The organism is Chitinophaga sp. GbtcB8, from assembly GCF_019091455.1.
GTDB lineage: Bacteria > Bacteroidota > Bacteroidia > Chitinophagales > Chitinophagaceae > Chitinophaga.
The window spans coordinates 1-24,321 of the sequence record NZ_JAGXJN010000010.1 but is presented as its reverse complement, the minus strand read 5'-3'; the positions used below and the strand labels follow the sequence as shown (position 1 = coordinate 24,321).

Below are 24,321 nucleotides of genomic sequence, written 5' to 3'. Positions count from 1 at the left end.
GATCAGTAAACTTTTTAGGATACAACCAGCTCCGGTACTACCTGTAAGGACGGCTGCGGTACCGGCTTTTCACTTACCGGGGCCTGTACCTTTTTCTCAAGAGGCCTCATTCCGAACAGGTAACGGGTAAGGGCAAACGGTTTTATAAATACATGGTAAATACCCATGCTTATGCATAAAGCGGTTATTACAATAAAGCCGTACTTCATGCCAATGGTATCATTGGTTTTTACCACGTACCAGGCAATGATCACGATCACTGTCTGGTGCAGGACGTAAAAGGGATAGATGGCCTGGTTAATATAATCCATCACCTTTACTTTCCGGTTCAGGTATTTTTTACCATACCCTATCAGCGCAAATACCCAGAACCATGAGTTCAGCGGCTGCCTTGCCAGGTATGGATACAGATACCAATGCTGATCCCAGTCCGGGACCCAGGTGCTCAGCCCTACATTATTCCAGCGCAGGTAATTAATGAACCCCAGCATAACCAGGGCCATGCCCAGCGAAAAGCGGCGGTTACGTTCCAGGCTGTCCATCAGGGCAGGTTGCAGCATGCAAATAAAACCTGCTACCAGGAAAAGCATCCAGTACACAAAAAAGCAGTAGTCGTGCACCAGGTCACCGGTCATGGGATATTTCAGCACGGTTAATGAAAACCATATGGCGGAAGGAAGCATTAACAGATATACATTTTTGCCACGGGCAAAAAATTTCAATTTTTCAACAAAACCTTTGGCCTTAGGGGAAACAGCCCATCCGAAAAAAGGCGTCAGCAACAGGTCAAATACCAGCAGGTATGCAATAAACCACAGGTGATGCCAGCTGGTATTACCATGCGGGTAAGGGCGCATCTCAAAAATGGAAGGGTAAAAATGCCAGAAATTCCCTTTAAAACCCTGGTTTAACCGCTCCATATAGATCTGGGGCGGCACAATCAGCAGCATACCTACCAGCAGGGGAATGAACAGGCGCTGGAAACGCAGCCACATAAAACCGCGGGCGCTTTTTTTGCTGACCATAAACCAGGAAACCGTTCCGGAAATAAAGAACAGCAGGTGCATACGGAAACGGCTAAGCCAAAAGGCAAACTCCGTCAGCACATTGCTTTGGGTGGCATTGTTCACGTGCCAGGGATCATCTACCATAAACGGGCGGGCGGAATGGAATAACAGCACGCCAAAGATCGCTGCAATGCGCAGCCAGTCAAGGTAAGTTTGTCTATTTGTAGGTTGCATCTTTTTTTTTACAAACCTAACAAGTGTAAAAGCGGTACAGGCCTCTGTTTTGACCACCTGCAATTTTAGGGTGACAACCCGCACACTGCTGCCCTGCCGCAGTAGACAACCTGCCCTTTATGCGAATTAAAAAAGTTAGTATATTGATTATGATAAATCCTATTTCTGCACTCAAATCCATTAAAAGATGAAGAAAACCTGTATTTTCCTGGGCTTTGCCCTGGTAGCCGTATGTAGCTGGGTACCTGGAAACTCCACCCCCTGTGAGGTAAGTCCCACTTTTTTGAACGGGAAATGTAAAGCCGAGTACATTGAAGGACACGCGTATTATTACTGTGGTTCTCCAATAGCAACAGAAAAACCCAATTGTACGGCTTATGTACAATAGGAGAAATTATCAGTGGGCTACCGTAATGGTAGCCCTGCTGTTTTGTATGACCACTGCCTGTAAAGAAACCGGAACACCGGTTGTTCAATCCTGCACCACTGTTACAGACAGCCTTATTCCCCTGAAGATCAATATTGGAAAGCCATTAAACCTGTACCTGGACAGTATGCTGGTAATAGGCGTACAAACACCGGTGCAATACCTGGAAAAGGAAAATGCCCTGCTGATACTGGACACCTATGGCAAACGGCTGCTGCAATACCCGCTAACAGCTGCTGATACCGTAGCAAAACCCAGCCGGGCGCAGGCGCTGCACCTGAATGACAAAGTGATGTACATGCATTACCTGAACCGCGATAGCCTGCTGTTATACACCTATGGTCTGTTCCGCCTGTCTTATTATAACCTGGATACGGACACTGTATATAAAACACTGTCTTTTTACGATAGAAAAGTAAAAACCAATTTTGCCTTTAACCCGGCTCCCCCCAATGCCAGTAATGCTGCACCTATTATTTTTAAGGGCAATAACATTATTGGTACCGGTTATTTAATGGGCGAGCATGACAGCGAAGTAGCGGCAGGGCGCACGCTCTTCTCCATCCTTCACTTACCTGATGGCAGCCTGCAGCACAAAATACCTTACTCCGCTATTTATAAAACCGGTAACTGGGGCGGCTCCCACATGCGCACAACGTATGCGGCGTATAACCCACAGCAGGGAACATTATTGCTTAGCCTTCCGGCAGATCATAACCTGCAGGTGATTGACAGCGCATGGAACATAACTACCGTATATGCAGGCAGCCGGCAAAAGTTCTGCATAAGCTCCATGCCCATACGCAAAAACAGCCCGCAGCTGCAGGACCCGGATAATGCCCTGCGTTATTTTACAAACACAGCTGCTTACCGGGATATTATTTATGATGCTTACAACCAGCGTTATTACCGGGTATTACAAACCCCGCCTGCCGCCGCTGAGCTAAATACACAGCAGCTGGGGGAAAAACATGCCACACTGATCGCTTTTGACAATACCTTTCATTACCTGGGCGAAGGCCCCTTACCCAAAGGGCTTGCGCTGGATAATTTTTTTGTAACGGAACAAGGCCTGTATTTTCTGAATGTAGCTAATCATGACCAAAACATTGGGCAATATGTACACATCAACCCGGAACTATAAGATCTTCCTATATACATTACTGTTAGGCTTTACAGCTTGCTCCGCAGCACCTGACCAGCTGCTGCAGGCCTTACATGCAGTGGATGCAAAACCACTGCCGGCCGGGCATTACGTGGTAATACCCAACCAGGGCTGTGAAGGCTGTATCAGCACCGCAGAAGATTTTGTAAAAAGGAATTATAGCCGGTTCCCACAGGCGAAGTACATTTTTACACGGGTACAATCCATTAAGTTATTACGGATAAAACTGGGTAATGAAGTAATGAATAACAGCCGGGTATTAATAGACAGCAACAATGTTATCCATTACCCGGAGCAGGGAAAGGACATTTATCCAATGATCATTACCATTAAAGGAAATACAATAAAAGGGATCACCTATCAAAGCCCGGCGTCAGACGGGTTAGCTGAGCTGCTGCGGGAACAATGATCAGGGCTGGTACGGTCCGCCAGGTTCACCCCATCCCCATTTAGGCATAGGCTCACCTTCTTTAACAGGATTTTCAGTAGTAGTGGAGTTCATTACGGCAATACGGCTGCCCCATTCCAGGTAACCTACCAGCGCAGCGCGGAACTCCGGATCACTGGCCAGGCCTATCTCATCCGCAGTTTCCAGCAAAAGGGCTATCCATCTTTTGCGTTTGGTATCATCCAGCATCCTGCCTACATGATGGGCCACCATAGATGCATGGCTGCCGTTATCCTGTTCTGAATATAATTTAGGACCGCCAAAAACTTCAGCAATAAAATGCGCAACATGTTTGCTGTGGTCGCCGCTCATATCTTTAAACACCGGGTACAACAAGGGATCTTTAAGCACCTTATCATAGAATACCTCCGTTAGCTTTTCCAGCGCTGCCTGTCCGCCGGCCCATTCATATAAAGTAGGAATTATTTTTTCCTGTGCCATAATACCGGTATGGATTATGGGCGAATATATGGAGACTTTTCTTCACAATGTAGCCTGGTATACTCAATCTTTACAAGTGCAGGTACACCTTACCATTATCTTCGGTTAGCCGGTATATCACAATGCCCTGTTTCGCAGGCCCGGCTTTTTGCTGGCCGGTATTTACATCAAACTGGGAGCCGTGCCAGGGACATTGTACCGTACCACAGATCATAGCGCCGCCTGCCAGTGAGCCGCCTTTATGGGTGCAGGCATCGTCAAAAGCTACATAACCGGCTTCTGTTTTGCCGATCACAATACGTTTACCCTGCACATGCACCAGCTTCATCTGGTCGGTCTTCAGCTCATCACTGTTAGCTACCTGTATGGGTTGATGGTCACCGGAGAAACGTTCTTCTTTCCATTTGCCACCGCCCGCATAACGGGTAAAAACGCCTATCTGGTTGCGGTACACCAGCGTACCGCCCATCCAGCCGGCAAAGCCCAGGAGCACGATCCCCGCCATTTCCAGCAGCAGGATACCAAAGGCCGGTATGTAAGGGTTACGCTTCAGCAGCCAGGCTGCAAAGAACAGCACCAGGTTCAGTACGTTCAGCACCCCATGCCGGGCAGCCCGTTTTTTACCGGAGCTTTTAGGGGGCACTGTAAATACATAATCAATAATACCCGGCACCGCAGCCAGCAATGCCGTGGTAATGCCCGCTATTTGCATACACGATGCTACAAAGGCAAAATCATAACGGTCGTTCATTAACGCCATTATATCAAATAAGAGCGTGCCTATAAAAAAGGCAATGGGAAAAGTAACCAGTATAGGATGAAGCGGATGCCCCTTAATATGCGCAGTACTTTTCATGGTGGTAAGATTTTGTTTTGGTATATAAAGCCTCTATCAAAAAGTTTACCTGTTTATGGATGGTAAACCGGCTTGCATAACTTACATTTATAATATTTTCACTATATCCCCTATAAAATTCAAGCGCATGTTACTCTTTGCCAAGATCCTCATAGGCCTGGTAGCCCTGGAACACCTGTATATACTTTGGCTGGAAATGTTTGCCTGGACCACGGCGGGCAAAAAAACCTTCCGCTCTTTACCGGCTCACCTGTTTGAAGAAACCAAAACACTGGCTGCCAACCAGGGCCTGTATAATGGCTTCCTGGCCGCCGGCCTGATCTGGTCCTTGTTTATTTCAGATGTAAGCTGGAGCCGGAATGTGGCCTGCTTTTTCCTGGGCTGTGTGATAGTAGCCGGTATTTATGGCGGGCTTACCGCTTCCAGGTCCATTTTCATAAAACAGGGTTTACCGGCTGTTATTGCATTGATCGTATTATTACTGGCCTGATAAATTCATTACTTTGCGGCCTGTTTGAATAGTACAACCTGCATGGCAAATAACAGTAAAACACTGGTGATACTTATACCAGGCTTTCCGGAAAATGAAGCAGATACTACCTGCTTACCACCGCTGCAGCTACTGGTAAGGTCCCTGAATAAGGAGTTCCCTGAACTAAAGGTGGTGGTGGTAGCATTTCATTATCCCTTCTTTACACATACCTATCAGTGGCATGGCAATACCATCATCAGCATAGGTGGCAAGTACCGTAACAAAGTTCATCTCTTACACTCCTGGTGGAAAATATGGCGGCAGCTAAAAAAGCTCCGGCAGCAGCATGATGTGGCAGGCCTTTTCAGCTGCTGGTGCGGCCCCTGTGCGCTGGTAGGCCATTATTTTGGGAAGCGCTATAACATAAAACATCATACCTGGATACTGGGGCAGGATGCAAAAAAAACGAATAACACGGTACGTTATATACGGCCGGCGCCGCAAGAGCTGATAGCTATATCCGATTTTTTAGTACAGGAGTTCAACCGCAATCACCACATTGTGCCGCAGCATGTAATACCTATTGGTGTGAATACCGCCGACTTCCCTCCTGCTACTGCGCCGGTAGATATTGATGTACTGGGTGTTGGCAACCTGATACCCTTAAAACAATACGAGATCTTTATTGAAGTTATTCATGCCGTAAAACAACATTTCCCCAACATTAAAACCGGCATATGTGGCAAGGGAACAGAAGTGCATCACTTACAGGCGCTGATTGCCAAATGGGGCTTACAGGAGAATGTACAGCTATACGGTGAGCAGCTGCACCGCGAAGTATTACGGCTTATGCAACGCAGCCGCATTTTACTGCACCCCTCCGCTTACGAAGGTTTTGGTATGGTAATGCTGGAAGCATTGTATGCAGGCGCACAGGTGGTAAGCTTTGTACAACCTATGCAGGCTGCTATTCCCAACTGGTACATTGTAAAAGATAAAGGGGCGATGGTGGAACAGGTGCTTACCTTGCTGCGCCAGCCGCCGGCACAACGGCAGGCCGTATTACCTTATGAGATGAACGGCAGCGCCAGGGCCATTATGCAGCTCTTCGGCTATAATGAGGTAATGACCTCCTGAATTTTTTTAGCAATAGCCTCAAAGGAAAGCTGTGACTGGAATTGCGCTAATACTTTACTGCGCTCCGCAGCTACATCCAGCGTGGTAACCTGCAAAAGGGCCTGCAGCAGCGCGGCCTCATTCCCCGGGGCGTATAATACGCCACAGTGCCCGTTATTAGTGAGCAACTGAAAAGAAAGGATATCTGTAAGCACGGGGATACATCCGCAGGACATAGCCTCACACACCGCTATACCACTTCCCTCATAATGTGATCCGGAAATAATAAAAGGCACGCTGTTAAACCAATACAGCAGGTCGTCATGCGGCACCTTCCCTACTAAAACAATTTTGTCTTTATAAGTTGCCTCACTTTGCAAAAGGCTTTCAATTTCCGGCAGCAATTCCGGGGTATGATAGATCATATACAAGCGGGCCTCCGGATACTGCCGGGTAAATTGCAGGAAGGCACGCACCACTGTCAGCGGATCTTTATTATCATTTAACCGCCCTACCCACAGGAAAGCTGCTGCGCCCTGCACGCCTGTTTTTGCCCTTGCCAGGGACTGCGCTACCGGGTAAAAAACAGAAGAGCCTTCCATAACCCCATGAATTTTACCGGTGCTGCGGATATGCGCCTTTTTCATCCAATCCAAACCCATAGCCTGTGAGGTGAACAGGTAGGCATCAATACAGGAAGCAGCCAGCTGCTGCAGGTAACGCTTGGGCCACCGCGACGGCCTTTCTGCATGGTGCTGGGCAATGATCTTTACCCGCCGGCCTAATTGCAGGCGCAGCTGAATTACCTGCAAGGGAAAATGTAAACCGTGCACAAATACTACATCCGGCTGCAGGGCTTTGATATAGCGGTGCTGCTGCCAGGGAAAAAGAAGGGTTCTTTTCCCAAAATCCATAAACTGGTAGTCTACCCCGTTTTGCTGGTAACGGCCTTCATAGTCAATCTGTTCAATAGAAATGACCTCATTTTCCCGGCTTAAGGCTTCGGGTATGCCGGTATAAAAATTAGTGCGCTGCAGCCATTCCCCCGGATTTTTAAAACCGGAAGAACAAACATAACTTGCAAATACGATCCTCATAAAAAGCCGCCCGGTGGTAAGTTAAAAAGATGGGGCAATGATAGGCTAAATTCCGAAGACAAATTTTTTCATACCAGGCAACCTTTTAGGGCGGTATTGCGTACTGTAACTAACTTATGTCATTAAAATAAGTTACGGATAAGCAAAAACTATCATCAACCCAGTACATATACATGAGACGCGTTGTAAAATACCTGGTCACCCGCTTTTATAAGCCTTTACTGGTCCGGTACCTCTCTAAAACAAGGAAGTATACCTTTAAAGGGGTACAGCTTTTAATTCCGCCGGAGGTATTTCACCCGGCCTTCTTTTTCAGCACCAAGTATTTACTGCGTTACATCAGCGGCCTGCCCCTGCAGCAAAGCTCTTTCCTGGAGCTGGGCGCCGGCAGCGGCCTTATTTCCATCTTTGTGGCCGGCAAAGGGTCTAATGTATTGGCCACGGATATTAATCCTGTTGCTGTTGAATACCTGGAAAAGAACGGGCGCGCCAATCATGTGAAAATGGAAGTGATCCACTCCGACCTGTTTGAGCAGATTCCTTCCCGTACCTTTGATATTATTGCCATTAACCCGCCTTATTATAAAAAGCAGCCACAAACCTTTGCGGAACATGCCTGGTACTGCGGGGAAAATGGGGAGTATTTTGACCGCCTGTTCCATTCCCTGCCGGATTATATGCATGGTCAATCCACCGTGTTAATGACGCTGAGCGATGGCTGTGATGAGACTATGATCCGTAACCTGGCCATTAAGAATGGCTGCCGGTTAAACCGTGTGCACTCCATGCAGAACCTGATGGAGGAGATCTACATTTTTAAGATTGAGCGCAATTAAACAATGACTGCATGAGCCGTATACTTTTTTCCCACTCGTACTTTATGCGTTTTGATCCTAAACAATGGTCAATGGGGCAGCCGTATGCACCCCTGGGTACCATGCATGCAGCGGCATTAATGCGGGAAAAAGGGTATGAAGTATCCCTGTTTGATACCATGTTCGTAAGCAACCCGGATGAAGTATTGCCCAGGATAGTAGCCCACCAGCCTGACTATTTTGTGATCTATGACGATGGGTTCAACTACCTCACCAAAGTGTGCCTTACCAACATGCGGGAAGCCGCTTTCCGCATGGCCAAACTGGCAAAGGAAAGAGGTTGTACGGTTATTGTTTCCAGCTCCGACTCCACAGACCATTATGAGCAATACCTGGATGAAGGCGCTGATTTCATCCTGATAGGTGAAGCAGAAATGACCCTGCTGGAGCTTGTAACAGCTATTGATAATAATGCAACAGATGTTTCCGGTATTATGGGCCTGGCCTACAAACAAAACGGCCATGTGGTTAAAACGCACGGCCGCAGCGTAATGCGTGACCTGGATGCCCTGCCCATGCCGGCCTGGGTCCTGGTGGATATGGAGCCTTACCGCCACTCATGGCAAAAACATGCGGGTTACTTTTCCATAAACATGGGCACTACCCGCGGCTGCCCTTTTAAATGTAACTGGTGCGCAAAGCCCATATATGGCAACCGTTACAACTCCCGCTCCCCACAGCATGTAGTGAATGAAATAAAATACCTGCTTAAGCAATTCAACTTTGACCACATCTGGTTCTGTGATGATATTTTTGGCCTGAAACCGGGTTGGGTTAATGAGTTTGCAGACCTCGTAGAAAAAGAGCAGCTCTCTTTCAGGTTCAAGATCCAATCCCGCGCCGACCTGCTGGTGCAGGATAATTATGTAAAAGCGCTGGCCCGCGCCGGGTGCGAAAACATCTGGATGGGCGCTGAAAGCGGCTCCCAGAAGATATTGGATGCTATGGACAAAGGCACTACCATTGAGCAGATCCATAAAGCCACCCATTTATTAAAGGAGCACGGTATTAAACCTTCCTTTTTTATACAATTCGGTTACCTGGGCGAAACCAAGGAGGATATTAATAAGACCATTGACATGATCAATGAGCTGCTGCCTTCCAGCATAGGCATTTCCGTATCCTATCCATTACCGGGTACTGTATTTTACGATAAAGTAAAAGCAGACCTGAAAGAAAAAACCAACTGGACAGACTCTGATGAACTGGCGCTGATGTTTGAGAACACTTATCAGCCTGCCTATTACAAACAATTGTATAGGTATACGCATAAAAGCTATCTTAAACACCTGGCTTTTGCCAACATCAAACATCTGTTCACCCACCCGGGTAAGGCTACTAAAAAAACTTTACGGAAAGCTCTTTCAGCGGCCTATTATATACCGGCGGCCTTTATTGCCAAACGCAAGCTGCATACCCTGGAAAAACCTTCTTCTTCAAAAAAATAATTACCTGGCATGGTACAGGGCGAGCAACATACAATGGATGAGCAACAGGCAGCAGCTGCCTTTAGCAAGCAGTCGGCTATATTTGACGCCATTTATACTCCTAATAAGATCATCCAATATAAACGGGCACGTGTACGTGCGCAGGTGGAGCGTTTCCTCGCGCCGGGCAGCCACATCCTGGAACTAAATGCAGGCACCGGGGAAGATACAGTGTACTTTGCAGCAGCCGGCCACCATGTGCATGCCACTGACCTGGCCGAAGGCATGCTGGAAAAACTGGCAGCAAAAGTAAAGGCGCACCAGTTAAATGATCAGGTATCTGTTGAAAAATGTTCCTTCAACGCCTTGCCGGCCTTACAGCATAAAGGCCCTTATGATCTTATATTCTCCAACTTTGCCGGGTTAAATTGTACCGGGCAGCTGGATCAGGTGCTGCATTCCTTGGGGCCTTTACTGAAACCCAAAGGGCAGATAACCCTGGTTATACTGCCACCCTTTTGCCTGTGGGAAACCCTACTGGCGCTGCGCGGCCATTTCAAAACAGCTTTCAGAAGATTTAACAGTAAGAATGGCGTAACCGCTTATGTAGAAGGCGTACCCTTCACCTGCTGGTATTACAAACCTTCCTTTATTACCAGCACGCTGAAGGAGGATTACGAAGTACTGAGTATAGAAGGTTTGTGCAGTATTGTGCCGCCTTCTTACCTGGAACGCTTCCCGGATAAGCTGCCCCGGCTTTACCGCTTTTTAATGAGGCTGGAGAACCGGTTCAAAAGCCGGTGGCCCTGGAAGTATATAGGGGATTATTACATTATTACATTGAGGAAGAAGTAGGCTGATCAGTCCATTACTAACGTATACTTTGCCTTGATGGTGTTTACATTTTCCTGGTAACGGGAAAGGATCTTTTGCTGGAAGTGATGGGCTACCGGTTTACAGAGATGTTTCTTTGCTACTACGGCGCCTTTGGGAATACCAGTGGGTGTTAACCGGTTCAGCTTTAATTGTTCCTGCCAGTGACTGCTAAAACGTTCCATTAGCCAGGTATCCAGGCCGTTACCCAGCTTGTTATTTAACATCCACTCAATACCTTGTTTAACGATCCCCTTAGATAGCTCTTTTGCAGGCGTTCTGAAGCTGCTGTTTGGCAAATACTTATATACCCACCTGTTGGACGAAAAGAAACGTTCAAAACTACGTTTACCGCGGGCCGGCAATAATGTAACCACCTCAATTGCCGTAAAGATATTTTCCTCCTCTACTAACAATGCGTCCTCATCTACATAATAATTCAAACAGCATAAGCGCTGGAAAAACAGTACAGTAGTCACTTTTGCAAATAATAATAAGAAGGTCCTGGCGATCCACAACCGGTTAGCGGCTGTAATGATAAAAAAATCCAGGTCAGATCCTTTATAGGCAAAGTTCTTGGACAAAGACCCTGAAATACCTACTCCCCGCACATACGGGAACCATGACAATACCCGCGCTACCCGCATGGCTTTTTTCAATTGTTTCACAGCCATCTGGTTGCCCTGCTTTCTCCGGTCAACTAATTGCGGATCGTTCTTACAGCTATAATAATGGCCATGTTGCCACAGTAATTGCTTATCCAGTAAGGATTCCAGGGCTGCTGGCAAATCATCTCCATGAACCGGCTGGTCCAGGAAATGGCGGATCTCTTCCAGTGTAACCGGGTAGTTAAACAGGTCAAAATAAGCCACCACCTTAAGTATGCTCTCTCGAAGTTGTGCCATATATAGGAAACGGTTGTAAAGAATACGAAAGGTGGAGCTTGGGGGTTGCCTCAAAGGTTACTGATCATATAGGTCACCGGATCTGCCCCGGGGCTTACAACGGTATACGGGCATTTACGGAAGATTTATTGTACAGGTAAAGGCGGATGTTCCGGAGAAGGGATCAAACTTGTTCAGCAACACACCATATTTGCCGGCAGGCAGTGATGAAAAGGACATTTGCGCCCCGGAGCCCAATGCCTGCGCACCGTAAAGCACCACGCCGGTGGTGAAACTGTACAGCCCAACATAAATAGTAAAGTTGAAATTGTTACGGATAGTTATCGTCCTGTTGGGCGATGTAGTGCTCGTTACCGTAACATTGTTGGAAAGGCTGGTATGCTAACTAATTATACGCGACACGAAATTTAAGTATATTCGGCCTCACCTTCCAATTGAAGAAAATATTTAAGTAATAAGTTAGATGTTTTTCTAAAGTTAGAATTTACCTATGCTTACATTGAAAAATTTTGAGATCCAGCTAAACGAAACCATTTTAAAGCGGGGAAAACAGTACTATGAAGATGGCGCTGTTACTGATTTGGAAGAAACAGGCAAGAATATCTGGCAGGCAAAAGTAATGGGCTCCGCAACATACACCGTAGAAATAAAATTTATTAATAAGAATAAAATAGAAGACCACTCCTGTGACTGCCCTTATGATGGGGGCACATGCAAACATATTGCGGCTGTACTTTTCCGGCTAAAAGAAGCATTAACAAACACGAAGACAAAGCAGCCGGGAAAACCCGATTTTAAAACATTATTGCAAAAAATAAGCCTGGAAGAATACCAGGAATTTATGCTGGCACATGCTGCTAAAGATAAAAATTTCAGGTCTGTATTTGAGCTATGGTTCGCTCATAAAGACAGCCGTATTGATACCGGAAAAAAACACACTGACCTGATTAAAAGCATTATCCGGAAAAATACAACCCAGGGTTATATTGATTACCGGGCTGCCTACAGCCTGGCAAACGAGATTAATAAATTGCTGGACAGAGGCGATGACCTTATCCTTAAACACAACTTCAGAGATGCCTTTATATTAGCGCGGGCAGCTTTAAAAGAAGTGATTGAGCTTGTTGCTTACAGCGATGATTCCACTGGAAGCATTGGAGATATCATTAGCAGGGTAATACAACTGATAGAAAATGCCGCAGAAGCCAAAGGCGCCGCAATAGCATTAAAGGAACAGATATTTGTTTTTATACACACAGAGCTAGGCAATCAGATCTATTTTGATTATGGCGACTTTGGATATGAGATGATAAATATTTATCAACGTCTTGCCATACAGCTGAATAAAGAAGAAACGTTTCTCAATTACCTTGATGCCCGGCTAACAAAGCTTTCGGCAGAGGAACATGCGTATAAAAAAAATGCCTTCCTGGTATTGAAGATCGGATTTTTGAAGGCAATTGGAAAAGCGAATGAAATAGCTACACTTGTTCAGCAAAATCTGGATATCGTAGAAATCAGGCAGGGAGAAGTGGATAGCGCCATTGATAAAAAAGATTTCCCCCTGGCAAAAAAACTAATAGCAGAAGGGATCAAAATTGCTAAGCAAAAAGGCCATCCAGGCGTTGTTTCGGAGTGGGAAAAAGAATTACTGCGTATTGCTGTTTTAGAAGAGGATAAGGAAACAATAAGACATTATACAAAGTATTTTGCTTTTGACCGGTGGTTTAACCGGGATTACTACATTCAATGGAGAAAAACATTTACAACTCCTGAATGGAAAGAGGTGATAGAAAAGTACATTGAAGAAAAAATAAATCAGATAGACAAACAATACCAAAAAAACAAAGGTAAAGTATGGTATTCGCCTGATCTTCTTTTGCTTGATTCACTTGCACCTATTTATGTTGAAGAGAAATATTGGGACAGGCTGCTGGCACTGATCAGTAAAGAGGCTGATTTAGATAGGATCTTACAATACCACAATTATTTAGTAAAAGAATATCCGTTAGAGCTATTAGCAATATACCTGCCTGCATTTGAGCGTAAAGGAGATACGGCGGGCAATCGTGGTGAATACACCAATTTAGCTGGTAAAATGAAAACAATAATAAAAAGTATTCCTGAAGGAAAAGAAAAGATCATTGCTATTGCAAGAAATCTAAACCAGAAGTATCCCCGCCGGCCCGCCATGGTAGAAGAATTAAATAAGGTTATTGCTATGGATAAAGGGTAAAATATAAATTTATTTCAACCTGCCACCAACAATAAACACAAGAGCCGCTACGTTTTCCTTAACCGCAAAAAAAGTATTGCAGAAACAAACGTTAGCACCGCACAAATAATATAAGGCAGGCCTTTATGAATGTTATATAAAAAAGCAGCCGTAACAGGCCCGATAACCCTGGTTAATGATTGCAATGATTGATAAGTTCCCTGGGCCTTTCCCTGCTCATTGTCGCTAGCGGTCCTGGAAACCAGGGAACTCATAGATGGCTCAAACAATCCTTTGCCGACAGCGTAAACCAGGTAAGCGATATACACTTCCAGGGCAATATGAAAACGCATGAACGAAGCAAATACCAGGTACATAACACCTGCAATGCTGATACCGATCACGGATAATTTTCGCTCATCAAAAAAATCATGCAGCTTACCTACCAGGTAACCTTGCGTAATAAGGTCTCCAATGCCCACTATCAAAAATATGATGCCCATTTGAGCAGCATTCCACGATAGCTCCTCTTTAAAATATACGGTAATATTCCCCTGCAGCTGGGCAAATGCTATAAAATGAAATACTGACGCCAGCAGCAATGACCGCAATCCTGCATTTGACCGGATACCTTTAAACGCCACCAGGGGATTAACATCTGCCCAACGGAACCGGGTATACGCTGATTGTAATGATACGGTTTCTGGCAGGGCAAACCAGGCCCAGCCCAGGTTAAACAGGCACATTGCAGCCGCTATATACATAGGCGCGGACAGCCCCCAGCGGGCAGCAAAACCGCCTATTGCAGGCCCTATGATAAAGCCCAGACCAATTGCACCGCCTATCATCCCGTAACGCTTTGCTCTTTGCTCCTGCGGAGTAATATCTGCCACATAAGCAAAAATAGTACTGATGTTTCCTGCCGTTAATCCGTCGATGATCCTTCCCAGGAACAGCAGCCATAATGTTTTGCCGCAGCCCAGCAACAAATAACCCAGTACCGATCCGGCCATACTTAACAGCAATACCGGCCGTCTTCCATACCGGTCGCTTAATAATCCCAGTGCAGGAGCTGCCACAAATTCGCAGAAAGCAAACAATGCAGTTATGATACCCACATAAGATGCAATGTGTTTATGTGTGTATTGTGCTACAAGAAATGGCAATACAGGTTGTAAGATGCCGATACCCAACAGGTCAATGAACGTAGCCAAAAGCAATACAGGAAAAGGGTTGGCTGTTTTTATTCTTAGCAATTGCATTTACTGAAAAAAGGGGGCTTTATGAAGAAATGTTACTGCTTTTAGCAACCTTATTTTCAAGCAGATCTGCGTAAGACAACAGCTCACTGATAAACCGCTCTACCTGTTCCTTCATCTCATTTTGCACGGGTTCATTGTCCTGGTTGAATGCGAAATGGATCTCAGGCACCAGTAGCCGCCTTGGCGCCGGATAAGCGCCCAGGTTCAGCAAGGTGATCTGCATGTTGCTGGAAGCGTGCAATCCCCCGAACTTCGATGCTGAAGCCGATGCAATACCCGTTACCTTACTTATCAAATTTAATCCGCAATATTCCAATGCGTTTTTCAATGCCGCAGGAATGTTGCTGAGGTATTCGGGTGTTACGATCACCACGGCCTGTGCGCTTTTTAAGAAGGTGCTGATCTCCTCAACTCGTTTTTTTTCTTCGTTTGAAATTACTGATCCGAAGACTGGGAGTGAATAATTCTTCAGGTCTATCAGGTTAACGCTTACTCCCTTTGCTATCATTTGATCTTTAAGATAGTAAGCCAGGCGGTGGCTTTTTCTTTCCTCTCTGATGCTTCCCAGTAAGATTGATACTTCCATTTTATAATGTTTTATATGCTGCAAAGGTAGAGCGGCCATAACAGCGCAGTCAACGTGAAGGGAAGTGTGATCAACGCAAAAGGAAGTATTATGGATTGTCGTTTTTTTCCAAAGGCGCGGCAGGCCTTTTCCTTATTTTTGTGCAGAACAAACATCTTCAGCATGAAGATCCTGAGCCTGCCACTTATTATTCTTATCCTGATCGCTGTTGCCTGCAACGATCCTGTAGTTCAAAACAAACAAACTATGGAACAACGACTGAGCATTTTTACAATTGGTGTAAAAGACCTCTCCGCCATGCGCGCATTCTATGAGCAAAAGTTCGGCTGGACGCCTGAAGCTGTAAATAAGGATATTGTGTTTTATAAGATCAACGGCAGCCTTATTTCCTTTTTCTCTGCAAAGGCATTAATGGAAGATGCCAAAATCGCCTATGCCGAAAACAGCAACCGGCACTATGTTTTGGGCTATATTGTAAACAGTAAAAAAGAAGTAGATGAGCTGTTTGCACAACTGGAAAGCAAAGGGGTTACTATTGTAAAACATCCTGTAAAAACCTTCTTCGGCGCCTATACCGGATATGTGCAGGATGTGGAAGGTAACCTGTGGGATATTGGCACCAATCCGCTGATACCACTGGACGCCCAGCATAATGTAGTAACCCATAAGGATATCCGGCACCTTGAACAATAGTGACATTTATCACGCATATTATTTGACTAATATCCTCGGAAGCAAGCGCCTTGTTACCTGAACTTTGCCGTGATAAAAATAAATATCATGAAGCTAAAGAATAAGGTAACAGTAATTACAGGAGGGAACAGCGGCATCGGGTTGGGTATTGCAATGGCCTTTCAAAGCGAAGGCGCCGTTGGAGCAATTGTAGGGAGGAACCAGGCAACTTTAGACCGCAGTATTGCAGCATTAGGTGACCATTTCATTGGAATAAGTGCCGATGTAACAAAAATGGAAGACCTTGACCGGATCTTCCGGGATACTTCCGGAAAATTCGGAAAGATAGATAACCTTGTTGTAAATGCAGGAGGTGCAGTGGAAGGCGTGAAAATGGGGTCAGTAGCCGTTATCAGCGAAGCAGAATATGATCAGTACATGAACCTTAACCTGAAAAGCGTGTATTTCACTGTACAAAAGGCATTGCCCTACATGAAAGACGGGGGCACTATTGTTTTGATCGGCTCTATAAGCGGGCATAGGGCATTTCCCGGCCAGTCAACTTATGCCGCAGCCAAAGCAGCGGTGATTTCGTTTGCTCGCGGATTCTCCCTGGACCTGTTAGACAGGAATATAAGGGTAAATGTACTTTCCCCCGGTACAATTGATACACCTGTCTTTGATAAATTCTTACCCGCTGAGCAGGTTGAGCATGTCAAAGATCTGTGGACGGATCTAATTCCTATTGGAAGGATCGGGCAACCATCAGATATAGGGAAAGCAGCCGTATTCCTGGCTTCAGACGAATCCTCTTTTGTAGTGGGGACTGAAATTATTGCAGATGGCGGTGTTATAAACATCACAGCCCTGAAATAACTCATAAATATTTAAGCTTTCAGAGACCCCATACATAATGGGGTTTCTTTGCATGGTTGTACCAGGTATTGTATGGGGCCGGTTATTCCGTTACTTTTGCAATAAAGTAGCCGGTAATGTTTGAAATTTTAGCAGAATACCTGAGAAAGAATGCCTTCCTTACCGATCATGAAATAGAGCAGTTCCGTGTTAAGACTATAACAAAAAAGCTTCGTAAAAGGCAATATTTGCTGCAGGAAGGTGATATTTGTCATTCCAATTGTTTTGTTGCAAAGGGCTGTATGCGTTTGTACCGTGTAGGTGATAACGGTGCTGAACACATCTTAAAGTTTGCGGTAGAGAACTGGTGGATAGCTGATTACGAGAGTTATAATTCAGGAGATCCGGCAAAAGGTAACATTGATGCCTTAGAAGACAGTGACCTAATATTGATCCGGAAGAACGACCTTGACGAACTTGTAAGAGCTATCCCCAACTTTCATAATTTCAAGGAGAAGCTGGATGCGCGGAGTTTTGATGCAAGCCAAAACCGCATCCTGAGCAACATCAGTGATACTGCAGAAAAACGTTACGAAAATTTCATTAAAAAATATCCTGACTTTTTTAATCGTGTGCCGCTCCACATGATAGCATCCTACTTAGGGCTGACACGGGAAACATTAAGCCGGATCAGAAGTAATTATGCAAAACCTGAAAAGTAGTCCAGGTGGATTAAAGGGAGGCTAAAAACTCCATGTAAAGCGGAACACTCTTTTCAATCCATTCATCAGAAGAATTTAACTCAATCCCATAGTAAGCAAAAAGCGGTTTGTAATCGGCCTTTACATATTCAAAGGTTAGCTCAAAAGGCCGCGTTAATTCTGCCAGGGTATATTTGTATCTTTCTCCCTGGCTATATTCCTGTTCATCCACTCCTGCTGATACCGCCAGGGCAATCTTCTTTCCTGAAACCCTGTAGCTGCTTTTACTCCCGTAAGCCCAGCCGTAAGCCAACACTTCATCAAACCACTTCTTTAAAAGCGGAGGGCTGCTGAACCAATAAAAAGGAAATTGAAATACAATTTTGCTGTATTGCTCCACAAGCTTTTGCTCTGCCTGCACATTAATTCTTTCATCAGGATAAGCTTTGTACAGCTGATGTACAGCATACTTATCAGGGAATTTCTGCAGCTCTTCAATCCATCTCTTGTTAATAGCCGAACTTTCAATATCAGGATGTATAACGATCACCAATGTTTTCATTCTACGAAAGTAAAACGGTTGACCTAAATTTGATATTTTAGCACCCGAATGTATGGTACTATATAAAATGTAAGTAATGTCAAAAATTAAGACCACCTCCACAAACTTTGCTAACAAACAGGCATTAGCCGATGAATGCTCAGAAGTGTATGCTGCGAACATTATTGGCGGGCAATGGGCTTTAGCTATTTGTTCCTGGCTGATAAACGGTAAACTTAGATTTGGAGAATTAAGAAAACGCTTACCAAACATCACGGAACGAATGCTTACTTTACAGCTGCAAAAATTAGAGGAAAACAAAATCCTGAAACGGACTGTTTACCCAGAAGTTCCTCCACGGGTAGAATATGAGCTAACCCCAATTGGTTATGAGCTAAAACCCATTATTGAACAACTCGAAAATTGGGGAAAGAAGCATAAAGAGCTGGTCTTTTTACCCTGAATCATCCCTTACCCCTTAGATTTTTCGGTACAAGCCGCTATATAAATCATTGATTATAAAATACATAATTTAAAAACCCATTAGATTTTTTATCCGGCAAAGCTCTTGCCGCCTATCCCAGCCTATTAGTGATTAACTTAGACCTCGTCCCTTAAAAGGTCATAACCTATATTACCCAATAATGAAAATTCCACGTTTCCCCGCGTTTGGGCACTATGCTAAGCATTCTCCATGAATAATATATGTAACTAAACAATTAACCAAAATCAAAAATTTATGAAAAACTCTAGAGCGCTGAAACCCAGGCAATGGTTACTGATAATGCTGTGCATTACGGTCTTTTTCTCACACTGTGTTAAGGATGAACAAAAACCCGCACCCACCCCTGCTGCTCCAAAAACTGAAAGCACAAATTCAAATCCTTTGGCAAGAGGTGGTATTGATCCGGGTATTGACGACCAGGTGTACGATGGCTGGCTCAGGGCTTACCTGATCCGCTCAGGTGGTCAAACCTATTTCTGCAATAGCTTAACGGACCGGTCAAGAGCTTTCATGTGGGGCCAGGCTTACATGATCACCGGGGTGGAGGATTTCTACGATAAGTCACAAAGAGCGGATGCCAAACAGCTGATCATTGATCTGCTAAACACCTTTATAGCCAATGAGATCACTCCCGCAGCTACCAAAGACCTTTCATGGGATAGCTGGAATGATGACATTGAATGGGCAATTATCGCGCTTATCCGTGGCTACCAGATCACCGGTAATACGGCTTATCGTGATGCAGCGATCACCAACTGGAATGTAGTGTATAACCGGGGCTGGAATAACGTTTACGATGGAGGGATCTGGGAGAACATGGAAGATGTGCCGAACGGCGGCAAAATTGCCCTGAGTAATTATCCCTTCATCATTGCTGGCTGTATGATCTATAATGCAACCGGTAATACGGATGTGCTGAATAAATGCATCGCAACCTATGCCTGGGCACGCAGGCTCTTAAACACCACTACCGGAAGACTTTATGAAGGCTGGGGGCCCAATGGCCTGAATGTTGCTTCAGACGACAACATTTATAACAGTGGATTGTTCGTTAACGCAGCCAACGCGCTTTACCAAATTACAAGAACAGCATCCTACCTGGATGATGCAAAATTTGCGGCTGCGCATGTTATAAATGCATGGCCTATCCTGAACCAGGACAAACCGGCCAATGGTGATTTTGGCGCTGATCAGTTTGTGCGTGGATTGAGCCTGATGGCCAGCCAGAATAACCTCTGGGGTACCTACCGGGAGTATCTTACCAAACAATGCCTTGCAGCATGGAGCTGGAGGCGCTACGATTACAATGTTTCCTGGAATATATGGTCTGCAGCTACTCCTACAGGCGATGTTCGTGCTATGGAAGCAGAGGGTTCTGTTGTTTTACAGGCTGTAACTCCGTCTGAATCCTATGAGCCGGTTGCCGATGGCACTTACCGGATCGTTAACCGCAATAGCGGCAAAGTGCTGGATTGCAGGGATGGCAATACCGCCAATGGAACCATTGTACAACAGTATACCTGGAACGGCACTAACGCCCAGCGCTGGACGATCACCGGTTTAGGCAACGGACAGTACAAAATTATTAATGTGGGCAGTGGAAGAGCGCTTGACCTGAAAGATGTATCTACAGAACCTGCGGCTATTGTTCATATCTGGGATTACGTTGGCTGGAACAATCAAAAGGTATCTATTACTTCGCCGGAAAACGGGTATTATACGCTAAGTTTCGTTCATTCCGGCAAAGTACTCGATGTGCTTAGCGGTTCTACTGACGAAAGGGCAAGCATTATTCAATATGGTTACCACGGAGGCAACAGTGAGCAGTGGCAGCTTATAAGACTATAAATCAGAATCCCTCAAACCACATCTTTGCTATGAAAAAACTATTTCTTTATTTACTGATCCTTTGCCTTGGCCCGGTTGATACGCATGCGCAAACCCTTAGAACTTTTTATGTTGATTTTGGACCCAATGATGTTAGCAATGGCAATATCACTACCAGTCCCGACGTAAATGGTAATTACTGGAACAATGTTACGAATACCAGTACCACAGCCGCTCCGGTATACCTGTTAACAAACAGGAATGTTTCGTCCGGTGCATTTATAAACATCACCGCGGGCTTTAGCTCGAACGGTATTAACAATGGCGGTTTATTAGCACCTAATGCAGCACTCTTAAAGGACCTTGCGATCAATACTGCTACGCAGGATTATTTTCATACGGAAAATACCGCGGCTTTTGTAATAAAGGGTTTGGATGTTAGCAAGGGCTATATTTTCAATTTTTTTGCTACCCGGAATGATCCTGAGGTACGCAAATCCAATTATACCCTTGCAGGTAAAACCACCTATAGCGCTACCCTTCAAACCTCCGGAACCAATTTGGGAGGAACGGGGTACAATGGCAATAACAGCACTATTCTGGTTACGGGTACTATTGCCCCTGATGCAAAGGGCCAGATAGCCATTACCCTAAAAAGGGAGCTGGGTGCTTTCGGCTATATTGGCGCGCTGAAAATTGAGGAAGTCAGGATGCCTGTTACAGTCTTAAAAACAGTGTATGTTGATTTTGGGCCCAATGATGTTAGCAATGGCAACATCACCACCAGTCCTGATATAAATGGCAATTACTGGAACAATGTAACCAATATCAATACCACAGCTCCCCAGGTAAACCTGGTAGATAAAGCAAATGCAGCTACCGGTGCGTATATTAAGATCACTTCCGGGTTTCTTTCCAATGGTATTCAAAACGGAGGTTTATTATCACCAGATGCCGGTTTATTAGGTGATCTTGCTATTCCAACAGCTACACAGGATTATTTCCATACCACCGCATCTTCCACTCTTTCTATAAGGGGTTTGGATAAAACAAAAGGTTATGTTTTTAATTTGTTCGGAAGCCGGAATGATCCTGAGAAACGGGTCACCACGTATTCACTGACAGGCGCTACGTTCTACAACGGAACTTTGCAAACCTCCGGAACCAACCTGGGGGGAACAGGTTACAATGGCAATACGAAAACCATTTTAACCTCAGATATAATAATGCCGGATGATAATGGCCAGATAAATCTTACCCTAACCAGAACGGAAGGATCATTCGGCTATTTGGGAGTAATGAAGATGAACCAGGTTGCCCCTGTTGTTTTTGAGCCCAGCTGCCCTTCTAAGGACCTTAGCCGTATAGCCATTATGGGGTCTTCTGTTCCCTCAGGCACCGGCGCCACCAACAACCAGGGATATGCCCAGCTCTATGCCCAGCTGCTTACCACCCGGGCAAACAGCGGTGTGGGCCAGCCATGGAATGTGTCGAATATTTCAGTTCCCGGCAACAACACCATTAGTGTTATAAACCGCTGGGATAAAGACTTATTGCCTCTCTGCAGCAAATATGTTGTTTATGCGCTTTCATTAGGGAATGAGGGTATTACCACCGGCGGACAAGCAACCTTTAACCAGTTCAGAGACAACCTGCAATTGCTTATCAACAAAGCAAGACAACAAGGCATTGAACCCATTATAACCAATTGTTACACCCGTGAAGATTACACGGCTACGGAGTACAATTACATTAAGCAAATGAATTTGCTGATCCATTCCTGGAATGTGGCCAGTGTAAATTTGTTAGGAGCAATTGATAATGGTGCGGGCAGATGGGCTACGGGCTACAAATACGATGATCTGCATCCCAACGATGCGGGGCATCTTGAGTTTGAGTACGCAATGGTTCCTTCCTTGTTCGATGCCTTAAAAGCAGGAAAATCCCAGCCCTACCGGGTGGATGGTACATCATTAAGTTTAAGCCCTGCCAGCGGTTATAAGCTGCAGATCAAACCGGAAGAGATCCTTCATCCCTTTACCTTTTCTTTTGATATACAAACTTCATCAACCGGGCAGGTAGCAGAGCTGAGCACCGCTGCAGGACTGAATAAATTAGTGATCAATGCTTCGGGTAAAATGGATTATTCGTCGGCCTCCTCAACCGGCATTCCGGGAATTACTGTTCTTAACGACAACCAATGGCATAAGGTAACGCTCACGCATTATTATGCGATGGGTAAAACGTTCCTTTATATCGATAAGGTACTACAAGGCTCCATAGCTGAAAAAATTGTTACCACCACCTTTGACTTAAATGGATCCAATGCCCCGGCGGCAAACTACAGGACCTTACTCTTCTATCGTGCTGGTATGGTTGCCGAAGAAATAAACGCAATGGTGGATGCCAATTTGCTGAAATCTAGCCTCGAAATTTATTCACCGCTGGATGGTGCAAATGTATTTAGTGCAGACCCTCTCGTAAACCTGGCACAGAGTACCAATAAGGTAAGGAAAGTGAATATTATTTCAGGTACCTATTACCTCCAGAACCGTTTCAGCAGGTTGTACATGGATGTTGATGCCAGTATGATGACACAGGATGGCTGTAATATCCAGCAATGGGGTTTTATGGGTACCACTAATCAGCAATTTACGTTTACGCATTTAGGGAATGATGTTTATAAGATTATTTGCGTTGGATCCGGAAAATCGATGGATGTATCCGGGGTTAGCACTGCGGATGGCGCCAATGTACAACAATGGGGTTATGTGAGTGGCGCCAATCAGCAATTTTTAATGGTGCCTGTTGACAGCGATTATTACAAAATAGTAGCAAAACACAGTGGGAAGCTGGTGGAGGTTTCTAATTTCAGCACTGTTAATGGAGGAAATGTTCAGCAATGGACGGATGTGAATCAAACCAGCGGGCAATGGAAATTAAGCCGGCTGGGGGCAGCAATGCTGGCCAGGACTGGCGGCACCACAAAGAAAGAGGATATAACCGGTATTTCAGTGTATCCCAACCCTGCCATGACCACGCTTTATACTGTTGGGATTAAAAACCCTGTGAATATTGAAGTGTATAATAGCTTAGGGCAATTGCAGCTATCATCCTTTGGAACCTCTATCGCGGTTGAGGGGCTGAAGGCCGGTGCATATTACGTGCGGTTAAGATCAAAGGGAAAATACCAGGTATTTAAATTTATCAAACAATAAGCAACAACTACCGGCAACGAAAAAGGGACAGATCATCACAAGTATGATCTGTCCCTTTTGGTAAAAAATTGTATGGTTTAGGTCATCTTTTATAATTTGCGCCAGTTTCATTCTAAACCGCATATGCAATTTTACTAATGAATAATAATGATCTGGCCACCAAGCCACACTATCCTATATTAGATGGCCTTCGTGGTATTGCGGCCATTATCGTTGTTACCTTTCACCTCGCCGAGCCATTATCTACCAGTAATTTAGATAAGCTTGTCAATCATGGGTACCTGGCTGTTGATCTTTTCTATTTGTTATCCGGTTTCGTGATCGGTTATGCGTATGACGACCGCTGGCATAAAATGACCGTTGGCAGTTTCTTCAAACGCCGTATCGAACGTCTTCAGCCAATGGTGGTTTTGGGGATGACCCTGGGCGCTATCGGATTCTATTTTACGGATTCTACGCTATGGCCGCTCATCCATACCGTCCCGGTCTGGAAGATGCTGCTGGGGATGCTGATCGGTTAAACCATTCTCCCGGTCCCCTTATCGCTTGTAATACGTGGCTGGGAGGAGATGCACCCCTGGGATAGCGTGGGATGG

The 24,321-nt window shown here is 45.2% G+C and carries 23 protein-coding genes; 15 read left to right on the top strand and 8 right to left on the bottom strand.

Annotation, left to right across the window (positions count from 1 at the left end):
• Positions 1–14 precede the first annotated feature (14 nt).
• A complete protein-coding gene (locus KVT36_RS11490; RefSeq protein ID WP_217603638.1) occupies positions 15–1,241 on the bottom strand; it encodes an acyltransferase family protein in 1,227 nt (408 codons plus the stop codon).
• A 377-nt stretch (positions 1,242–1,618) separates the two neighbouring features.
• On the opposite strand from KVT36_RS11490, the gene KVT36_RS11485 reads away from it, so the two are divergent.
• Both KVT36_RS11485 and KVT36_RS11480 read left to right on the top strand, forming a co-directional pair.
• A complete protein-coding gene (locus tag KVT36_RS11485; RefSeq protein ID WP_217603637.1) occupies positions 1,619–2,812 on the top strand; it encodes a DUF4221 family protein in 1,194 nt (397 codons plus the stop codon).
• On the top strand, positions 2,787–3,242 hold the full coding sequence (locus KVT36_RS11480) for a hypothetical protein (RefSeq protein ID WP_217603636.1): 456 nt from the start codon (positions 2,787–2,789) through the stop codon (positions 3,240–3,242). The genes KVT36_RS11485 and KVT36_RS11480 overlap by 26 nt, the downstream gene beginning before the upstream one ends.
• Here the strand turns inward: KVT36_RS11480 and KVT36_RS11475 are convergent, their stop codons facing one another.
• Both KVT36_RS11475 and KVT36_RS11470 read right to left on the bottom strand, forming a co-directional pair.
• On the bottom strand, positions 3,243–3,722 hold the full coding sequence (locus KVT36_RS11475; RefSeq protein ID WP_217603635.1) for a group II truncated hemoglobin: 480 nt from the start codon (positions 3,720–3,722) through the stop codon (positions 3,243–3,245).
• 70 nt (positions 3,723–3,792) lie between these two features.
• Complete coding sequence (locus tag KVT36_RS11470) at positions 3,793–4,578, bottom strand: DUF2231 domain-containing protein (RefSeq protein ID WP_217603634.1); 786 nt, start codon at positions 4,576–4,578, stop codon at positions 3,793–3,795.
• A 127-nt stretch (positions 4,579–4,705) separates the two neighbouring features.
• On the opposite strand from KVT36_RS11470, the gene KVT36_RS11465 reads away from it, so the two are divergent.
• Complete coding sequence (locus KVT36_RS11465) at positions 4,706–5,068, top strand: DUF1304 domain-containing protein (RefSeq protein ID WP_217603633.1); 363 nt, start codon at positions 4,706–4,708, stop codon at positions 5,066–5,068.
• A 42-nt stretch (positions 5,069–5,110) separates the two neighbouring features.
• Positions 5,111–6,187, top strand: coding sequence for a glycosyltransferase family 4 protein (locus KVT36_RS11460; protein ID WP_217603632.1), 1,077 nt, complete (start codon positions 5,111–5,113; stop codon positions 6,185–6,187).
• Here the strand turns inward: KVT36_RS11460 and KVT36_RS11455 are convergent.
• Complete coding sequence (locus KVT36_RS11455) at positions 6,163–7,263, bottom strand: glycosyltransferase family 4 protein (protein ID WP_217603631.1); 1,101 nt, start codon at positions 7,261–7,263, stop codon at positions 6,163–6,165. The two genes, KVT36_RS11460 and KVT36_RS11455, sit on opposite strands and share 25 nt — an antisense overlap.
• A 173-nt stretch (positions 7,264–7,436) precedes the next feature.
• Here KVT36_RS11455 and KVT36_RS11450 point away from each other — a divergent pair, with 173 nt between their 5' ends.
• The 3 genes from KVT36_RS11450 to KVT36_RS11440 are packed head-to-tail and all read left to right on the top strand — an operon-like array spanning position 7,437 to position 10,420.
• Positions 7,437–8,099: a HemK2/MTQ2 family protein methyltransferase gene (locus KVT36_RS11450; RefSeq protein ID WP_217603630.1), complete on the top strand. Its 663-nt coding sequence runs from the start codon at positions 7,437–7,439 to the stop codon at positions 8,097–8,099.
• 11 nt (positions 8,100–8,110) lie between these two features.
• On the top strand, positions 8,111–9,586 hold the full coding sequence (locus KVT36_RS11445) for a radical SAM protein (RefSeq protein WP_217603629.1): 1,476 nt from the start codon (positions 8,111–8,113) through the stop codon (positions 9,584–9,586).
• Between the two features lie 9 nt (positions 9,587–9,595).
• Positions 9,596–10,420, top strand: a complete 825-nt coding sequence (locus KVT36_RS11440) for a bifunctional 2-polyprenyl-6-hydroxyphenol methylase/3-demethylubiquinol 3-O-methyltransferase UbiG (RefSeq protein WP_217603628.1) — start codon at positions 9,596–9,598, stop codon at positions 10,418–10,420.
• Positions 10,421–10,425: 5 nt separating this feature from the next.
• Here KVT36_RS11440 and KVT36_RS11435 read toward each other — a convergent pair whose 3' ends face one another.
• The gene (locus KVT36_RS11435; RefSeq protein WP_217603627.1) at positions 10,426–11,343 is read right to left on the bottom strand and encodes a hypothetical protein; all 918 of its coding nucleotides are present in this window, start codon (positions 11,341–11,343) and stop codon (positions 10,426–10,428) included.
• A 490-nt stretch (positions 11,344–11,833) separates the two neighbouring features.
• Between KVT36_RS11435 and KVT36_RS11430 the strand changes: the two genes are divergently transcribed.
• Positions 11,834–13,579, top strand: a complete 1,746-nt coding sequence (locus tag KVT36_RS11430; protein WP_217603626.1) for an SWIM zinc finger domain-containing protein — start codon at positions 11,834–11,836, stop codon at positions 13,577–13,579.
• 47 nt (positions 13,580–13,626) lie between these two features.
• Here the strand turns inward: KVT36_RS11430 and KVT36_RS11425 are convergent, their stop codons facing one another.
• The gene (locus KVT36_RS11425; RefSeq protein ID WP_254639957.1) at positions 13,627–14,820 is read right to left on the bottom strand and encodes an MFS transporter; all 1,194 of its coding nucleotides are present in this window, start codon (positions 14,818–14,820) and stop codon (positions 13,627–13,629) included.
• A gap of 19 nt (positions 14,821–14,839) precedes the next feature.
• Positions 14,840–15,406, bottom strand: coding sequence for an NADPH-dependent FMN reductase (locus KVT36_RS11420; RefSeq protein WP_217603624.1), 567 nt, complete (start codon positions 15,404–15,406; stop codon positions 14,840–14,842).
• A 162-nt stretch (positions 15,407–15,568) separates the two neighbouring features.
• Here KVT36_RS11420 and KVT36_RS11415 point away from each other — a divergent pair, with 162 nt between their 5' ends.
• From KVT36_RS11415 to KVT36_RS11405, 3 genes are all read left to right on the top strand, one after another.
• Positions 15,569–16,099, top strand: a complete 531-nt coding sequence (locus tag KVT36_RS11415; RefSeq protein ID WP_217603623.1) for a VOC family protein — start codon at positions 15,569–15,571, stop codon at positions 16,097–16,099.
• 87 nt (positions 16,100–16,186) lie between these two features.
• Positions 16,187–16,954, top strand: a complete 768-nt coding sequence (locus KVT36_RS11410) for an SDR family oxidoreductase (protein WP_217603622.1) — start codon at positions 16,187–16,189, stop codon at positions 16,952–16,954.
• 116 nt (positions 16,955–17,070) lie between these two features.
• On the top strand, positions 17,071–17,655 hold the full coding sequence (locus KVT36_RS11405; protein ID WP_217603621.1) for a Crp/Fnr family transcriptional regulator: 585 nt from the start codon (positions 17,071–17,073) through the stop codon (positions 17,653–17,655).
• 10 nt (positions 17,656–17,665) lie between these two features.
• Here the strand turns inward: KVT36_RS11405 and KVT36_RS11400 are convergent, their stop codons facing one another.
• Positions 17,666–18,292 carry an NAD(P)H-dependent oxidoreductase gene (locus KVT36_RS11400; protein ID WP_368670019.1) on the bottom strand — a complete coding sequence of 209 codons (627 nt, stop codon included), beginning with the start codon at positions 18,290–18,292 and terminating at the stop codon, positions 17,666–17,668.
• Between KVT36_RS11400 and KVT36_RS11395 the strand changes: the two genes are divergently transcribed.
• From KVT36_RS11395 to KVT36_RS11380, 4 genes are all read left to right on the top strand, one after another.
• Positions 18,273–18,638: a helix-turn-helix domain-containing protein gene (locus tag KVT36_RS11395; protein ID WP_217603620.1), complete on the top strand. Its 366-nt coding sequence runs from the start codon at positions 18,273–18,275 to the stop codon at positions 18,636–18,638. The two genes, KVT36_RS11400 and KVT36_RS11395, sit on opposite strands and share 20 nt — an antisense overlap.
• 276 nt (positions 18,639–18,914) lie before the next feature.
• Positions 18,915–20,528: an RICIN domain-containing protein gene (locus tag KVT36_RS11390; protein WP_217603619.1), complete on the top strand. Its 1,614-nt coding sequence runs from the start codon at positions 18,915–18,917 to the stop codon at positions 20,526–20,528.
• A gap of 29 nt (positions 20,529–20,557) precedes the next feature.
• Positions 20,558–23,725, top strand: coding sequence for an RICIN domain-containing protein (locus KVT36_RS11385; protein ID WP_217603618.1), 3,168 nt, complete (start codon positions 20,558–20,560; stop codon positions 23,723–23,725).
• Between the two features lie 137 nt (positions 23,726–23,862).
• Complete coding sequence (locus KVT36_RS11380) at positions 23,863–24,246, top strand: acyltransferase (protein ID WP_254639956.1); 384 nt, start codon at positions 23,863–23,865, stop codon at positions 24,244–24,246.
• The last annotated feature ends 75 nt before the right edge of the window (positions 24,247–24,321 follow it).

What these genes read in the sequence shown, in the direction of transcription:
- KVT36_RS11485 (WP_217603637.1), top strand. Translation starts at nt 1,619, where the DNA reads ATGTACAATAGGAGAAATTATCAGTGGGCTACCGTAATGGTAGCCCTG.
- KVT36_RS11475 (WP_217603635.1), bottom strand. Translation starts at nt 3,722, where the DNA reads ATGGCACAGGAAAAAATAATTCCTACTTTATATGAATGGGCCGGCGGA.
- KVT36_RS11415 (WP_217603623.1), top strand. Translation starts at nt 15,569, where the DNA reads ATGAAGATCCTGAGCCTGCCACTTATTATTCTTATCCTGATCGCTGTT.
- KVT36_RS11410 (WP_217603622.1), top strand. Translation starts at nt 16,187, where the DNA reads ATGAAGCTAAAGAATAAGGTAACAGTAATTACAGGAGGGAACAGCGGC.
- KVT36_RS11390 (WP_217603619.1), top strand. Translation starts at nt 18,915, where the DNA reads ATGAAAAACTCTAGAGCGCTGAAACCCAGGCAATGGTTACTGATAATG.
- KVT36_RS11460 (WP_217603632.1), top strand. Translation starts at nt 5,111, where the DNA reads ATGGCAAATAACAGTAAAACACTGGTGATACTTATACCAGGCTTTCCG.
- KVT36_RS11440 (WP_217603628.1), top strand. Translation starts at nt 9,596, where the DNA reads ATGGTACAGGGCGAGCAACATACAATGGATGAGCAACAGGCAGCAGCT.
- KVT36_RS11445 (WP_217603629.1), top strand. Translation starts at nt 8,111, where the DNA reads ATGAGCCGTATACTTTTTTCCCACTCGTACTTTATGCGTTTTGATCCT.
- KVT36_RS11420 (WP_217603624.1), bottom strand. Translation starts at nt 15,406, where the DNA reads ATGGAAGTATCAATCTTACTGGGAAGCATCAGAGAGGAAAGAAAAAGC.
- KVT36_RS11425 (WP_254639957.1), bottom strand. Translation starts at nt 14,820, where the DNA reads ATGCAATTGCTAAGAATAAAAACAGCCAACCCTTTTCCTGTATTGCTT.
- KVT36_RS11490 (WP_217603638.1), bottom strand. Translation starts at nt 1,241, where the DNA reads ATGCAACCTACAAATAGACAAACTTACCTTGACTGGCTGCGCATTGCA.
- KVT36_RS11430 (WP_217603626.1), top strand. Translation starts at nt 11,834, where the DNA reads ATGCTTACATTGAAAAATTTTGAGATCCAGCTAAACGAAACCATTTTA.
- KVT36_RS11450 (WP_217603630.1), top strand. Translation starts at nt 7,437, where the DNA reads ATGAGACGCGTTGTAAAATACCTGGTCACCCGCTTTTATAAGCCTTTA.
- KVT36_RS11455 (WP_217603631.1), bottom strand. Translation starts at nt 7,263, where the DNA reads ATGAGGATCGTATTTGCAAGTTATGTTTGTTCTTCCGGTTTTAAAAAT.
- KVT36_RS11405 (WP_217603621.1), top strand. Translation starts at nt 17,071, where the DNA reads ATGTTTGAAATTTTAGCAGAATACCTGAGAAAGAATGCCTTCCTTACC.
- KVT36_RS11470 (WP_217603634.1), bottom strand. Translation starts at nt 4,578, where the DNA reads ATGAAAAGTACTGCGCATATTAAGGGGCATCCGCTTCATCCTATACTG.
- KVT36_RS11480 (WP_217603636.1), top strand. Translation starts at nt 2,787, where the DNA reads ATGTACACATCAACCCGGAACTATAAGATCTTCCTATATACATTACTG.
- KVT36_RS11395 (WP_217603620.1), top strand. Translation starts at nt 18,273, where the DNA reads ATGTCAAAAATTAAGACCACCTCCACAAACTTTGCTAACAAACAGGCA.
- KVT36_RS11465 (WP_217603633.1), top strand. Translation starts at nt 4,706, where the DNA reads ATGTTACTCTTTGCCAAGATCCTCATAGGCCTGGTAGCCCTGGAACAC.
- KVT36_RS11435 (WP_217603627.1), bottom strand. Translation starts at nt 11,343, where the DNA reads ATGGCACAACTTCGAGAGAGCATACTTAAGGTGGTGGCTTATTTTGAC.
- KVT36_RS11380 (WP_254639956.1), top strand. Translation starts at nt 23,863, where the DNA reads ATGAATAATAATGATCTGGCCACCAAGCCACACTATCCTATATTAGAT.
- KVT36_RS11385 (WP_217603618.1), top strand. Translation starts at nt 20,558, where the DNA reads ATGAAAAAACTATTTCTTTATTTACTGATCCTTTGCCTTGGCCCGGTT.